The organism is Arsenicibacter sp. R0_47 (assembly GCF_057652235.1).
Window position 1 is genome coordinate 116,653 of sequence record NZ_JBYFCJ010000021.1, and the last position, 14,277, is coordinate 130,929.

The following is a 14,277-nucleotide window of genomic DNA, read 5'->3' on the forward strand; positions in this document are numbered from 1 at the left end:
ACAAACTTAACCGACTACTATCATATTTGCAAATCTGTACGATAACGCCTTACTCCGAAAATCAGAACAAGTATAGCAACCAGACCAGCCACTACCAGCCCAATGCCCCTGATAAGCCGGTTTTGCTCAGAAGCGGTAAGCGACTGACTACTATCGGTAAGCTTACGGAAAAGCAAAACATTGGCCTGCCGGTAAGCCTGCCACCACTCGCCGGTTCGGGTCTGATACGAAACGTATCCACCTTCAAGAATCTGCTTTGGCGATGTCAGACGCCCCAGATAATCATATCGCTTTGCAATCCCGATCAAATTAGGGTCGATAATATCGAAGTAAGCAGGTGTGTAAAAATTACTGACCCAGGTACCATATACCGGCACCCCTTTTTTACTCGTTGTAATCTGGTAGGCATCTGCAATACTCTGTACAGGATCAGCGACTTCTACCAGCACTTGCACCCCTTTTTCGGTTAGTCCCGGAATGTCGGCACTGGTCACGTATATAGCATAGGGGTTAACCAGCATTTCCATGACTTCATGACTAAGTACAACCGTCCAATTGTTGACATACTTGATTACACAGAAAGGCAGTTTGGAGCCGTCTGTATTCGTCCTGAACCAATGATAGCCATAGGCCGAATGAGGAGCACCATCTTCCTCAAATTCGTCAACAATGTAGGTTGGCCATGCAGCTGCCGGAATTTCTGACTTATTCTGAACGGCTACGATTGTCGTATCCTTGACTGGCCAGAATTGAGCAAGGTGCTCATTTACCTGTACCTGAATATCAGATACAGCGCGTTGAAGGTCGGCAAACGGCACTTTGCCCGTTTGATCGACAACATAAACAAGATTCATAATGTAGTTATTGATGAAATGTCCGGGTAAGGTAACAAAAAAGCCGGATGCAATCATCCGGCTTTTTTGGGGGTGATCAATCACAATCGGCTAATTAGCCGAAGGGGTACTTTTCTCGCCTTTGCCGATTTTTACGCCTTGCTCCCTGAGCCAGCGGTAAATTGTATGACTGGATTTGGTGCCGGTAATCTTCATGATGTTGGCTATGCTGTTACCATCTGCATAGAGATACTTAACGTATTGGGCTTTTTTTCTGGCTTCAGATGATAAGCCTTTGGGCCTGCCACCCTTCCGCCCCCTGGCCCTGGCTGCTTCCAGACCGGCATTAGTTCGCTCGACAATCAGATCATGTTCAAATTCGGCAAGTGCTGCAAATAGATTGTACATAAGTCGGCCGCTGGCGGTCTCGGTATCAACCTCCATCGTGATACACTTGAAACGAACTCCTTTTGACCGGAACTGATTCACCAGATCAATCAGGTCTTTCAGGCTTCGGCCTAACCTGTCCAGTTTCCAGACGATGACAGTATCGCCTTCGCGCAGCTGAGCGATCAGCCGGTTTAACTCCGGCCGGTCAGTTCGGGTCCCGGTTATTTTCTCCAGGAACAATTCGGAGCACCCTGCATTTTTCAAAGCATCTTCTTGCAGGTTTAGGTTTTGGTCGCGGGTACTAACCCTACCATAGCCAAAAATCATAAAATTTTTCCATTTAAGGTTATGAACACCAATTTACGGAAATTTGATTTACGGAAAGAGTTTATTACATAGTATTTCATTTGACCCACGGAGGAAAAAGCAAAATTTCCAAATAGTGATTAAACGCACGTTTTATCGCTATGCTTGCTTGTGAGATCATAATACCTGTCCATATTTTCCTCTATCCACTTCAGGTCTTCACTAAATTTTGCACGGCCGCTTTCGGTTAATTTGTCTTCCACCAAATTCATAATATAAATTACTTGAAGACGGGACTCGAATGCTTCACAAAAATGAATATCAGCTAAGTTCATTTAGGCAGGTCTTTTACAAAACGATCCATATACTCAAAATACTTCCTACGGTTGGCATAGTACCTATCAAGCCGTCTTAACTTCCGGTTGATTCGCCATACAGCAAACTTAACGAACAGAGCACACAGCCATTCACCATACCAAAGATGAATCCAATAGGCTGAAGATGCTGACTCGTAATCTACAAGCCAGGCCTTAAATTCTTTACTATTCAGGGTTTCTTTAATGTTGCTCATAATACAAAAGCGCCTGACATCTCAGTCAGGCGCTGCTGTTAAATCCTATCTCATTACGGTGGATATTGGCACACGCTCCTCTGGCACTAAGAATACTTCACCTGCGTCAAAATCAATTTTACTGATTGTGATCGGGCTTTTCTGGATTAGAGCCATCGTTTCTTCATCGACTGAGGGGCAATTGTCTAAGATGACAACACCAATACTTTGTTCGGGAAAGGGAACAGCACTTGTTTCAGTGGCTTTTGACCCGACACTTAGACTGCCGATGTGCGTCAGTCGCATAATGAGGTCAACATTTTCGGTAAAGAACTGCTTACGTGTCATTTTAAAAAAAAACTGGATAGGACTTAAATTAAGTTGGCGTAAACCAACCTAAATAGACGTGAAAATTATATAAAGTAACCTTAATCTTTATAGTCCGGACAAAACTTGTCCATAAGATACTGAACTACAGGTGGGGTTAATTTTCTACGATAATATACCCAACCTAGGTCAATCATACAATGCATGTCTTGCGGAGTAAGCCAGGACTGAAACGTCTCGATGTCTACACCGGCACGTTCGGCAATGTCGGACATGAAACAGGCACGATACTTATACGGTTTTGGCATAAGAGCTTAACTACTTTTTAGATCGACGATGTGATCGGCGGGTGCGATGACTCCGTTTCAGCTTATTAGTAGTTGGCTTGCCTTTTGTTGGTCTATAATAACGTGCCCGGCTGTATTTACTTGGCCTGTATCGTGGACTACGGCCATAACCATACGGAATCATGCCTCCTGATCCGGACGCATCAGCACTGCGCTGGCGCTGCTGTCGTTGGGGTGCCTGCTGATCCGACGTGTTACGGCTTTCTGAACGACTTTGTGATGTCTGTACGGATTGTGCAGTAGAACCACCCGGCTTTGATGACGTTGTGGTCTGGTTTGTGGTGGCCACTGACAATGCAGCTGCTGTTATGCCTAATAATGCAGAAGCTATTTTCTTTTTCATGCTCGTTTCGGTTTTGTGCAATTCGGGAGCAGGCATAAGTAGTATTGAATGCCTGTCTTCTGGATGACTATGTAGTGCGGCCATCAGGTGTTCATCCTGACGGCCGGCACTGGAATAGCCTACAATTATTGGTTCCATGATACCTAAGCAGCTGTAATGTCGATCAGCCGAAATGCCAGTTTGGGCATTTGAGGATCAGGGTAGAGCGTGCGGTTTTCTGCATCAATCTCACGCATTGCCTTCTCGATCTTATGCGGCACCGGAACCTTCGACGGCAGTTTTACATCACTGGTACGGCGCAGAATGATGTATTCGGCATGTCGGAACAAGAAAGGCGCAGGCTCTGCCAGGGAGTGAAGATTAAACAGGTAGTCGTTACAGTGATTCCGGCTACCTAGTAATAATCGGCGATGTGACTCCGGCAAATTGCCAACCATGTACGAGGTGGCATCTTCAAAAACGACGAACGCATTACGTACCCACTCTACAATGCCTAGAAAGAACTCGTCAAAGTCATCCAGCGACCGAACCCGATACAAAGGGAAAGGCTCCTGATCTGCCATTGCGTTGAAAAATTCGAGATCTTCTAAGGCCAGTGGAATAAAATCGTCGTATTCAGATTGGCCGCCAATATCGAACACAATACAGGGCTTTCGCTGACGTTTCCACATATCTACGATCATGTTTAGTGTTCCCTGCGTTTTCCCTGTTTTCTTGGCTCCGATGTGCAGAAAGACAGACGACGGCCGCAGGTCGCCTATTTGCGGCACATAGGTTTCTGGCATACTTATTTCATCCGTTTATCAACCATCCGGTTCACCGTCAGCATTGAAAACTGAAGCATAGGAGCCATTGCCTTAATTACAGCAATTTCAAAAAGTACTTCAGCGATACTGCCTGCTTTCAGTTTGCCCCGTCTGTTCTTCGCCTTCAGATCAGATTCAATCGACCGGCGCAACAACAGCATTTGAGCGTCATTCAGCTGTGCTTCCTGTTCTGCATCATCAAGCGACTCCTCAAAAGCATCCCAACGCTGCCGGGCATCATGGTACGGGTGGTTTGGCTCATATACCGGCACGTTGCCCGTGGCCTTAACATGTAGCTCAAACTCCTTAATGAGTTCCTTGTCGCCTTCCCTTAATTGCTGATAGGCCATGTACCGATTTACAAACGAAAACAGGAGCGCGATTACAGCGCCCCACATTTCGGCCTTACTTTCGGCCTTCGTCCGGATTTCTTCAGCGGTCAGCGGTTCATCGTCCGGTTCGTCGTCGTCTTCAGGAGCTTCCCGCTGAATCGGTGCAGGATCAGGAGCGCGGGAGCCTCCTAACCACTTTGCAATCGGCAAAATCGGTGTTTCAGGCAATGCCTGACCGACCGCTTCGACGGTTCGGGGTATACTATTTTGCAATACCTCTGAGATAGGCGATACCCCTCTGGTTTCTATTAAGCTGGCTAGGCTCATCGCTTTTGGATGTTTAAGAGTGGCGTAAGAAGTTTTGCCCGATCAGGGTCTTTCATGGCCATTACCATGATTGATTCCAGCATCGGCATCAGGTGCTTTTGCATTTCAGGAAAATCTATCTTGATTTCCTTTTTGCGGCGAATTGTGCGGGATGCAGTTTTAATACTGCTCATGAGCACCATGCCAAAGGTGGAGCTTGTTGCTTCTTTGATAGGAGCTGGTAGCTTATCCTGATTATCGACGATGTATTTACAGACATCGCCAAAGGAATAATCATTGAAGTGTAACCCGTTTTCATCCAGTAGCTCATTTTCGGTAAGGATAGAAAACAGGCCACCAACGAACGATTCCCACATACGACGGGCAACAATTCCCTCATTCCAGTCGGATAGAAAGCTGTCGGCATTGATCTGGGGAAAGTGGCGCAAAACCTGCACCTTAGTCATTTGCTCAGGTGTTGCAGCAACCTGCGCGTCTGTCATTTCGACAATTGCGAGTATTTTGTTCATGCCTGGTGTTTGGGAGAAGACAGTTGCTCGAAATAGTTAAAGAAAAATTCCGGAGTCCGTGACGACTCGGCCGATGCAAGTTTGCAGACTTGAAAGACGAGTGTATTATATACCTGCACCAACTGAGCATATTGCGTCAAAGCCTGTTCCAGCTGCGCGATACGTGCATGTTGTTCTTCATTGCCTTCAGTCGCCAATTGCTGATATACAGTTTGTGGCGATGGGGTCGGGGTGGCCGTCCGCTGTTGCTGAAGTTCACTCTTCAGTCTCAGATTGTCCTGGTTGAGTGTTGACAGGTTTTCACTAAGCTGCTCCTGATAATGACTAGCCTGAGCCTGGTAGGCCGCGAACTTTTGCTGAAGATCAAGATAGTCTTCCGTAAGCTTAGCGATGGTTTTCTGGTGCTGGTCAATCTTTGTTGCACCCTCAAAAACGGCATTGTGCTGAGCCAACACAGAAAGGCAATAGGCATGAAGACTAGAGAACCCACGATCATCCCAAACTCTTTCGATAGCGTAATACGTACTGGCAGGAATCTTTAGCGTTTTAGGAATTACACCAGCTGATTCGGCAGGGTAAAGATCGGTTTCTGATTCTCCGTTTTCTGCGGTATTACCGGTATTACCGGTAATACCTGCATTGCCATTTTCTAAGGTAATACCGGTAATACCGCCAACTGAGGTATTACCGGTATTACCGCTGTCTAAAGGCATTCCAAGGGGGTTTACCGACGAATTTTGATCTGGTAATACCTCGTTAGGTATTACCGCTGAAAGGTATGGCCCAAGCGTGTCATTCGCTTGTCCATCATCTTCTAACGTTTCGGGAAATTCCATATAAAAATGTTTTTCCCGAAGTTATGACTGTAAAAAATTGATATTTATACTATAAGATTTTTATAGATAATTTTGTACCCTTTCGAACTAAAATTGACCCTATCCATGACAGTTAAACGAGAGCGAGTTACGACCAAAGACCTGCAAGCTATGTTTGGTATCAGCCGGGTGAAGGCACTCGAAATGATGAAGCAGATTAAGCACAAAAAAAAGACGGAAGGCACTGCTTCCGTCGTAATGGTATTGGTTGATGATGTCGTACAATTCACCGGTTTAGCCCGGGAACGCATCAAAGCGTCGATGTTGGGCTAAAAATCATGAAACTTTAGCAGGTCTTTATTTTCAGGGTTGAAAGTTGCATTCGAACCAGGTCTCGTATAAGACTTTATTGATAATGTTCTACCCCTTATTGGCTTGCAAGTTGCTTTCGAACTCGTCGGGTTGCCGGGTGGACGAATCCCCCGGCCTACGGGCGTAGAACCGCCCTCCATTACTATATTTTAAATACGTTTTCACGCGCCAAAGTCAATTAGACTACCAGCTGTAGATGCACTCTGAGCTTCTCATGCCAGGGCAATGATGAACGATGCCTAGTTCTAATCCTACTGCCATCTGTAGATGCACTCTGAGACCAGAAAATCGTTGCTTGATCAATCCAAACATTGTGTTCTAATCCTACTGCCATCTGTAGATGCACTCTGAGAGTTAAGATTGCCAGGTGGACGAATCCCCCGGCCTACGGGCGTAGAACCGCCCTCCATTACTATATTTTAAATACGATTTTTACGCGCCAAAGTCAATTAGACTGCCAGCTGTAGATGCACTCTGAGCAAAGTCACAAATCACTCTAAATGCGAATAGTCATGGGTTCTAATCCTACTGCCAGCTGTAGATGCACTCTGAGACCGAGAACAGTGCTGGGACTCAGAAATAAATCACACTGTTCTAATTCTACTACCAGCTGTAGATGCACTCTGAGGCTTATATTCAGTTGTTTATAGAACTCGGTTGTAGGCTGTTCTAATCCTACTGCCAGTGTAGATGCACTCTGAGACCATAAACCCGAATGCCTGAGAAATCAATTTTCTCGTTCTAATTCTACTACCAACAGTAGATGCACTCTGAGAGTTAAGATTGCCGGGTGGACGAATCCCCCGGCCTACGGGCGTAGAACCGCCCTCGAAGAGCACAAAACTACTCAATTAAGACATCAATTCCTTTTTGAGCTGCTTTATATTTTAGCTTATCCAGCAAACCGCGATATGACCAGTTACGGAGCACTAGCGGCTCCCCATCGGCGGCGGCATCTTTGGCGGCTTTCTCCTTTTTTTTCTGCTCCAACAAGACCAGTTGTTTGGCACCACGATCAAGGCAAAAATCAATCAGCTGACGGCTATACTTGTGTAGTTTATCCGTCACATAGTTGAGTTCTGCCTTTTCGAACCGGTTAATAGACTTCAGTTTATGCTTCCGCCCCTTACCGCCTACGTTTTCCGCAGCCGCAATCTGAGCACGGCGTAAGCCTGCCTGAATTGCACGGCGTTTATACAAAAAGTCTTCGGCAGTTCCGATCTCAATACTCTCCTGATCAAACTTTGCGGTAATGGGTGCAATGTGCGACAATTCGGCGTATACGATCCGGTCATCCGACAACTCAATTTGTTCGGACGGAATCCGGAGCACCAGTAGCAGAAACATACGGTTACCGTCGAGCTTTAAGCTTGAATCACAAAACTTATACACTTTGTCGAGCGCACGGGATAGCATAATACGGTTATTCGACCGGTCCCGGCCAAACTTGGTCATAAAGGTCATGCCGAACAGTTCAAACGTATAGTTATTGTTGCGGGCTTCCTGAAGCGTCCAGTTCCGGAAGCTTGCCGCAGGCATCGGTATAGGTAACGTATTCCGGTACGAACGGAGCGATTTGCGGCCGGCCGCAAGGTCAGGCTTTTCGGTTTTATAGACCTGGACAATCGAATTAGACAGAGACGACATAATGGCCATTGGTACTTCACCCTTAAATTTGGCCGAAAGTGCCTGATAGGCCGTATTCTGATAGCTGGTAGTCAGAATACCATCGGGATCTTTTGCCCGGTCCGCAAGTTTTATCTTTATCTCTTCGACCAAAAAAAAGTAATCTTTCAGTCTGTCCAGCGTATACATTTGGCTGGATATAAGGTTGGCAGCCGTCCGGACATCCGTTTGCCAGGCCCGTAGTTTTTGCCATACGGCCGTATTATTTTCTTTGCTTCCTTCGAAAGGATAGATTTCGATTTTTCGGGTAATTACAACAGATTTTTCCATTTCGCTTTTGTTTCCGGGTTGCGTAATCGGTTAATTCAGGCTGATAATTTCATTTGGGGATACTATGACGTAGGACGATCCCTTACGCATAGCATTCATTTCGCATACGATAGCATGAGCCAGACAGTGCAGATGATCGTAAGTAAGATTTCGATTGATAATATGCATTGTTGTGTATGGGTCATCAGCTGATGCATTCTCAAAAATGGCGACACAGATCAAATCCGATTCAACCTCTTTTTCGAGTTGCTGAAGAGACTCTTTTGATGGTTTTTTCATGGCTTCAGAAGCAGTTCGGGGAAGTTGGCAAAAATCATATCTTCGACGCTTTCATAAAGGGGTGTTTGGCTGTGTAGTGAGTCCAGATACTCCCTCGTTATTTCAGCCTTCCGTAAAGCCAGCCGCAGGCGGATAGACGGGAAATCCCGATTGTCCTGATCAATTAACCAGCCACGGCACACAGAGCCGTCTTTTTTGTGACACCCATAAACGGCGCCCAAAAAATCCTTTTCGTATTCGAGAAGTTGTTCAAACTCCTCTATGGCCCATAACCGCAAAGGGGCATCTTTGCGGTATGGGCAGTTATTGCAGGGTGTTTTACCCCTAAACTGACAGTTACTCATTTTGAATGGCGAAAGAATAATATTGGGCAATAACCGGTCAAATTCAGCTGCATTCTATGGCAGATCTGCGAATATTATTTGGTCAAAGCAGGCTATCGACACAACGTCCAACCAGTAGTTCCATAGTTGGGGGTGTGATATAGAGGCTACCAAGCTTTTACTTCAGTAATATTCGGTTCCAGATCAGCGATTTTTGTATTGAAAAATGTGCGGTTCAGCCTGACTTTAGCGGTATCATCTTTAATCTGTACGATCGTACCGGTGACTTTTTCGGGCAGGCAATACATGAACTTTACCGAGTCGCCAACCCCGAGTTTTATAGGTTGGCAGGTATTGTACATGTGAACCGGGCAAGGCTCACAGCTGGTAGGCAAATGTGCCTTAGCGGCACCGCAGCCCAGACAAAGGTTAGTCGTCCCGATCTTGCTACAAACGACATAATTAGATTCTACTTTGGGCAGAGATGGATCGGCATCAACTGATGATGACAAATAGGCGACGTAATGAGCACATGCCGTTAAGGGTGCCCAGCCTATTTTACGGCCAATCAATTCCCATGCTTCAGCTGAAGAGCCATAAACGGCAAGCATAGCCTGAATGGTTGGAATATGGCCCTGTGACTCAAGGCCGAACTTTACTCTTGGGTTATTTTCCATTTGAATTTTGTGGTTATTCGGTGGTAAGCGGCATTTTACTCATGGTAGGAAACTCTTTCTAACTTACGGTTTCGATGTTCCGTACAAAGCCACATCAACCGGCTTTTTTTCGGATATTCAGTCATGCCAAGCCCCTTGTAAAACTTCAGTAAGGCAGCATCTGCACTGCTTTCATCCGTCTTATCCTGCAAGCCAAGGTTAATACCCTCCTGTTGATGTCTTTCTGTGGTTTCCTGGCAGAATTGCAAAGGGGCACTTCTCAGTACTATTGCATCGACAAACTCCCCGAAGAACTCAACTAATGCCTTGAATACTTTACTTCCGTGATCATCCCCTCTATATTCCGGAAGAAGATAGAACTCAGATATAATCAAGACACTATCCAGGGAGTCGATACCAAGGGCATTCTCGCTAAAAGAACATTTACCATCCTTGTAAATCAAATTAATGTCCTCGTAATCAACGGCATCAAAAACCGAAAACATATCAATGGCGTCTGTCGGGCCAGCGGATAGTAAATTTTTGTATGATGCTAAAATTCGGCCGACCGGAGCGGTCAAATTTTCTTCGTCCGCACTATCAGCCAGTTGAACGCCGATAAGGTCAATAGTCATGTCACTACTGCAACGGTCAAAGTCGCCGTAAGCTGAAGTTGTAATCAGGAAAGAAAAACGGAGTTCAATGTGATCAAATTTCATTGGAAAAAACTGGTAAAATGTTTGAGATAGCCTGCATATGTTCTAATTCTTCCTGAGCCTTTGATTTGGCCACTGGTGGCACCCATTTACGACTACGGGAAATGTAGTATTCCCGCAATTCGAACCGTTCGCCGTCCGAACCGTCCATGTAGAGTTCCTGAGTTACTACTTTCTGGCTGGAATATTCATCCAGAATTTTCAGCTTCCGGCCGCCATACAGGATAATATCTCCGGGCTGTAAGCTGTATGTCATTAAGGTCATTGCGACATCATAGGAGCAATATTCCTTATGGTGCTTACTGGCAGGACTCTCGCCGCCTTTGCGCTTGGCTGCTTTCTTTTTCTTCACCAGAACAGCCATTCCGAGGGGAATCAATTCAGATAGTTTCATTGGGGATTTTCTTTAAGAGTACCAGCACAAATTCTTGTGTGTCAAAGTCTTTTACGATGTTTTTGTACATGGTTTTTACCAGCTGGACAAACTCTGGCAGGGAATAGCCTGTATCCAGGCCTGCGACCCATGCATTTACCTGAGCCAGCTTCAGGTATCGGGTTTCGACAATCTGAGCAATGTGGTGCGGCTCCTTATTCAAGGTCACTTTCAGGCACCGGCCGGGCTGAAATTTCTTGCTTCTGAGCCGGAATGTGGTGTAATACTGACCATCAAGCTTATTATTCCAGTTGTGGCTAAAATCCAGTGTTTCGATGGCGCTTAATGATGCCGGAGTAGGGGAGCCGTACATAGCTTGTATTGATAAAGTTGAATGTTGTTTAATTGCCCGGTTACGGGTGCAACCGGGCAATGATTGGCTTATTCTTCGTCCTTTATTGCAGAGACCTCTTTCCGGACTTCCTGAGCCAGCTCTTTCACGTCAAGCATATGCTTCCGCAGACGGGTTCCGGCAGCTTTGTTGCCTTTGTCATAAAACTTAGCTGCATCTTCTTCAGCACTTGCAATCAGGGATTTGAGTTGTTCGAACTTGTTCATTTTGAATTGATTGGTTATAAGTGAAACATTGAATTAAAAAGATCGGGGATGGCCCGGAAGGGGCGATTTCCGTTAAATGTCAGTTTTAGATATTAATCGAAATATGGAGGATTAGCGGAGTCATCATTTGCATCATCCTTGCGGCTTACCGTTTGGGCAAGTAGCTTTTGCTGCATAAGCTGTATGTCCCAGGAGTCAATAGGCTTGGCCTGCAACTGTTCTGCCTTCATCCGCGCTACCTGTTCGGTAACCGGATTGATTGCATACACAGCCGTCGATGGATTTACAAGGCGTGTAAACGGGCCTTGTCTGCTTGTTTCCGGAACATCTATCCGGAGAAAGTTTCCGCCAAGCTGGTATTCAGAGACCTGCCCCGAAATTTGCTGATGGCCCATTAGCTCCACAATTGCCCAAAGCATTACGGGAGAATTTGCGTTTTGTGATTGGTTCATATAATTGGTTTTGAATTGGTTTTCAGTTAAATGTCTCTCTGTATTCGGCTTCAGACATACGATCTACAATATCTAATGCTCTGACAAACGCCTCAAACGAGTTGGTCTCAATGAATCGCTTTGACCCATCGCGGTTTGCAATCATGTAGATTGCAATAAAGGTCGATAGCCTGGTGATCGTAGAGTAGTGAAGCTCACCACACTGCTCTACTGCCCGATTGCCGCTATATGGCAGCGAGTCCAGGAATTTTTCTTCGGAGGTATCTACTTCATACAGCAGCATCTTCAAACAGGGTTTTAGGTTGCTCTTCTTGAATCGGATGCACATCAATCAGGGTAATTCCCCTGTCTGCCATGCTTTGCAGTTTTTCGGCAGATTCATTGCCACGGACGACATACTCAATACGATCCGGCCGGAAAGCGGCAAAAATGCCCGGTAAGAACTCCATGTTGGCGCTATCGTCCTGAAACGGGGTTTTGGGGTGTGCCAGCAAGACCCAATCTGTCCCGACGACAAAGTTTTTGGGCACTTCCGGCAGTCGTTTTGAAATTCCCATCCGCTTCGCTTCATCCAGAAAGAAAGCGGGTGTTTTGTAGAACTTTTCGCCTACCCACATGAGGTAGTATTGTTTCTGGATGCCGAAAGGACGGCATTCAGAAATCTGGCACCCGGCTTTTTTGCAGGGTGTATTGTCGATCAGTAACGAAGAAACGATTTTGAAGCCACGGGTTTGCTGGATGCCTTCGCCGCAGCATGGGCATACAGAAACCTGAATCGGTAGCTTCATACAGGTTTTGCCGCCGGATTCGCAGAAGAAGTAAAAGCCGCCTTTTTTCCGGTATCCGCAGCCACGTTTATGTTCGTGCCGCTGGTGAATAGTATAGGCCATATACACTTAGTTTTGATGATTCACGAATGAACGAAGTTGACAAGGTTGACAGGGTTGACAATATTTTTAGCCGATTACAAACCAGACCCTAACGATCATTCATATACGTCAGGGTTGAAGGCTTCGTATACGTCCTTTACGGTCATCGGTAACGGGGTTGCCGAACGGAGCTTTTGCAAGCCATATTGAGTAGCTACGATCCAGTAGATCGCATCAAAAACATCTTGATTGCTGAAGGGAAACTGAAGGGCTTCTAAACACCGGTAGGTGCTCAGAATAATTGCCGCTTTGTTCTTGATCGCCAAAAGAGCCGGGTCGGCAAAATTGTACGGATTCAGATTCGACAGTTCATTTTGATAGTAAAAGGAGAAATACGCCCGAAAGTGAACATCATGGAAAAGCAGGGATGATGCATCAACGTCCGGAAGAGAATGACGGTATGCATTGTAGTCGTCTGCCTGTTCGGGGGAAAACTGGATACGCTCAGGTAATTTCAAATAAATGCTTGCGTTCAGCGTGATTTGGGTAGGTATTACATTACTGCAAAGAACTATGCCAAATTGATTATCTGATTCGGGGCCAGCTGATGCTACATAGGGGCGTTCATCATAACACCGCAGATAAGCAGGGAGAGCATGTTTTGCCCCGCTGGCAATACTTGTTTTGCCGGATTGCTGGTCGCCGTGAATGTAGAGATACGGAAACATTCCGGTTACGCCCTGGATATGTTCTTTCCAGATGGATGCCAGTCCGTAGAGTAGTGTAACAACAGCAGGCCGGCCAAATTGATGGCAATAAGCAGACATGAAACGCGACAGGTTGGTTACACCACTGTTCAGTTCAACAGTAGTAACATTCAGCGCTTCCGCAATACGGATCAGAGTGTCGGGTGTAATAGAGTCCGCAAACAACTCATATTCCAGATAGTTGGAAAGCGGAATCTCCATTTTGTCCGCGATCATAGCGGGAGAAATTCCCATTTGTTTCCGGACTTTTTCGAGATTGTGGCAAATGTTAGTCATTTGAATTGTTGGTTATATGGTTGATAATCAGTTTTTCATTCAGGGTGAAAGCCCTTATTTCATTCTTTTCGTATTTGCTCCAAAAATCTGCTTCCGTCATTCTGATCACCGTAGATGATCCGATTCGCAGATACCCAATCATTCGTTTGCTGTATGGCCCCAGATAGCCGGTTTTCTCGACGATGACGATTGGCAATGTTTGACGTTCGTGAATCCACCAGGTATGCAGCGGCACATAGCTGAACGTTGGTACAGGGTTCATTTTCCTATTTGGCTCACATTTTGCTTTTGGGGCCACTTCTTCGCCGATCAGGGGGAATATAGCCTTTTGGTCAAAAAGCGCCCAGAACTCATTTACGGGCATCCTGAGCGGGTTTGACGAGCCGATTTCAAGAATGCTGAGCTGTGCTGTTTCATCAGGTAGTGTAATGCCCCATTTTTCGGCAATGAGGTAGGGCAACGTTTTGCCCGGAAAAAACCACCAGGTATGTAGCGGCAGCAGCCTGAAAGGAGGGGTTTCTGCTTTTTTTTCGATCACTTCCATTGCTTTCAGGGGTTTGGTTGACCTGAGTTGTCAACCTTTGTCAACCTTTTGTCAACCTTTGTCAACCATCGTCAACCGAGGTTTGGGGGGGTCAGACCCCTCATATATTTTTTATAGGACTTACGCAAAGGCTAAGGTTGGTTTAACTAATTGCTGGCGCATATAATCGTCCAATAACCCTTGTTTGAGTT

General features: G+C 45.8%; 22 protein-coding genes. 1 reads left to right on the forward strand and 21 read right to left on the reverse strand.

Annotated features, from left to right (window positions below; all coding sequences use genetic code 11):
* Positions 1-20: 20 nt before the first annotated feature.
* The 8 genes from AC23NW_RS26075 to AC23NW_RS26110 all read right to left on the reverse strand — a co-directional run bounded on the left by AC23NW_RS26075 (position 21) and on the right by AC23NW_RS26110 (position 5,906).
* Complete coding sequence (locus AC23NW_RS26075; RefSeq protein WP_487453160.1) at positions 21-854, reverse strand: hypothetical protein; 834 nt, start codon at positions 852-854, stop codon at positions 21-23.
* A 90-nt stretch (positions 855-944) separates the two neighbouring features.
* A complete protein-coding gene (locus AC23NW_RS26080; protein WP_487453161.1) occupies positions 945-1,550 on the reverse strand; it encodes a recombinase family protein in 606 nt (201 codons plus the stop codon).
* A 595-nt stretch (positions 1,551-2,145) separates the two neighbouring features.
* A complete protein-coding gene (locus AC23NW_RS26085; protein ID WP_487453163.1) occupies positions 2,146-2,427 on the reverse strand; it encodes a hypothetical protein in 282 nt (93 codons plus the stop codon).
* A 297-nt stretch (positions 2,428-2,724) separates the two neighbouring features.
* Positions 2,725-3,234 (reverse strand): hypothetical protein, encoded by a 510-nt coding sequence (locus tag AC23NW_RS26090; protein WP_487453164.1) that lies wholly within the window; start codon positions 3,232-3,234, stop codon positions 2,725-2,727.
* A 5-nt stretch (positions 3,235-3,239) separates the two neighbouring features.
* Positions 3,240-3,881, reverse strand: coding sequence for a hypothetical protein (locus AC23NW_RS26095; RefSeq protein WP_487453165.1), 642 nt, complete (start codon positions 3,879-3,881; stop codon positions 3,240-3,242).
* A gap of 2 nt (positions 3,882-3,883) precedes the next feature.
* Positions 3,884-4,561, reverse strand: a complete 678-nt coding sequence (locus AC23NW_RS26100) for a hypothetical protein (protein ID WP_487453167.1) — start codon at positions 4,559-4,561, stop codon at positions 3,884-3,886.
* On the reverse strand, positions 4,558-5,070 hold the full coding sequence (locus AC23NW_RS26105; protein WP_487453169.1) for a hypothetical protein: 513 nt from the start codon (positions 5,068-5,070) through the stop codon (positions 4,558-4,560). Before AC23NW_RS26105 ends, AC23NW_RS26100 begins: the two co-directional genes overlap by 4 nt.
* Positions 5,067-5,906, reverse strand: coding sequence for a hypothetical protein (locus AC23NW_RS26110; RefSeq protein ID WP_487453170.1), 840 nt, complete (start codon positions 5,904-5,906; stop codon positions 5,067-5,069). Before AC23NW_RS26110 ends, AC23NW_RS26105 begins: the two co-directional genes overlap by 4 nt.
* A gap of 105 nt (positions 5,907-6,011) precedes the next feature.
* Between AC23NW_RS26110 and AC23NW_RS26115 the strand changes: the two genes are divergently transcribed.
* Positions 6,012-6,218, forward strand: a complete 207-nt coding sequence (locus AC23NW_RS26115) for a hypothetical protein (RefSeq protein ID WP_293837764.1) — start codon at positions 6,012-6,014, stop codon at positions 6,216-6,218.
* Between the two features lie 882 nt (positions 6,219-7,100).
* On the opposite strand, the gene AC23NW_RS26120 is transcribed toward AC23NW_RS26115, so the two are convergent.
* The 13 genes from AC23NW_RS26120 to AC23NW_RS26180 form a co-directional block, all read right to left on the reverse strand.
* Positions 7,101-8,213, reverse strand: a complete 1,113-nt coding sequence (locus AC23NW_RS26120; protein WP_487453172.1) for a nuclease/transposase family protein — start codon at positions 8,211-8,213, stop codon at positions 7,101-7,103.
* A gap of 30 nt (positions 8,214-8,243) precedes the next feature.
* Positions 8,244-8,492 (reverse strand): hypothetical protein, encoded by a 249-nt coding sequence (locus AC23NW_RS26125; protein ID WP_487453174.1) that lies wholly within the window; start codon positions 8,490-8,492, stop codon positions 8,244-8,246.
* Entirely contained in the window at positions 8,489-8,836 is a 348-nt protein-coding gene (locus tag AC23NW_RS26130; RefSeq protein ID WP_487453176.1) for a DUF6283 family protein, read from the reverse strand. Before AC23NW_RS26130 ends, AC23NW_RS26125 begins: the two co-directional genes overlap by 4 nt.
* Positions 8,837-8,982: 146 nt before the next feature.
* Positions 8,983-9,492 carry a hypothetical protein gene (locus AC23NW_RS26135; protein ID WP_293837756.1) on the reverse strand — a complete coding sequence of 170 codons (510 nt, stop codon included), beginning with the start codon at positions 9,490-9,492 and terminating at the stop codon, positions 8,983-8,985.
* A 35-nt stretch (positions 9,493-9,527) separates the two neighbouring features.
* Positions 9,528-10,190 (reverse strand): hypothetical protein, encoded by a 663-nt coding sequence (locus AC23NW_RS26140; RefSeq protein WP_487453178.1) that lies wholly within the window; start codon positions 10,188-10,190, stop codon positions 9,528-9,530.
* A complete protein-coding gene (locus AC23NW_RS26145; RefSeq protein ID WP_487453180.1) occupies positions 10,180-10,581 on the reverse strand; it encodes a hypothetical protein in 402 nt (133 codons plus the stop codon). Before AC23NW_RS26145 ends, AC23NW_RS26140 begins: the two co-directional genes overlap by 11 nt.
* Positions 10,568-10,933 (reverse strand): ASCH domain-containing protein, encoded by a 366-nt coding sequence (locus AC23NW_RS26150; protein ID WP_293837752.1) that lies wholly within the window; start codon positions 10,931-10,933, stop codon positions 10,568-10,570. The genes AC23NW_RS26145 and AC23NW_RS26150 overlap by 14 nt, the downstream gene beginning before the upstream one ends.
* A 68-nt stretch (positions 10,934-11,001) precedes the next feature.
* On the reverse strand, positions 11,002-11,178 hold the full coding sequence (locus AC23NW_RS26155; RefSeq protein ID WP_293837750.1) for a histone H1: 177 nt from the start codon (positions 11,176-11,178) through the stop codon (positions 11,002-11,004).
* A gap of 92 nt (positions 11,179-11,270) precedes the next feature.
* Positions 11,271-11,630, reverse strand: coding sequence for a hypothetical protein (locus tag AC23NW_RS26160; protein WP_293837748.1), 360 nt, complete (start codon positions 11,628-11,630; stop codon positions 11,271-11,273).
* Positions 11,631-11,652: 22 nt separating this feature from the next.
* Entirely contained in the window at positions 11,653-11,913 is a 261-nt protein-coding gene (locus AC23NW_RS26165; protein ID WP_487453182.1) for a hypothetical protein, read from the reverse strand.
* Positions 11,900-12,520: a hypothetical protein gene (locus AC23NW_RS26170; protein ID WP_487453184.1), complete on the reverse strand. Its 621-nt coding sequence runs from the start codon at positions 12,518-12,520 to the stop codon at positions 11,900-11,902. Before AC23NW_RS26170 ends, AC23NW_RS26165 begins: the two co-directional genes overlap by 14 nt.
* Before the next feature lie 95 nt (positions 12,521-12,615).
* Positions 12,616-13,542, reverse strand: a complete 927-nt coding sequence (locus AC23NW_RS26175) for a helix-turn-helix domain-containing protein (RefSeq protein ID WP_487453185.1) — start codon at positions 13,540-13,542, stop codon at positions 12,616-12,618.
* Positions 13,535-14,086, reverse strand: coding sequence for a hypothetical protein (locus AC23NW_RS26180; protein WP_487453187.1), 552 nt, complete (start codon positions 14,084-14,086; stop codon positions 13,535-13,537). The genes AC23NW_RS26175 and AC23NW_RS26180 overlap by 8 nt, the downstream gene beginning before the upstream one ends.
* Positions 14,087-14,277: the final 191 nt, after the last annotated feature.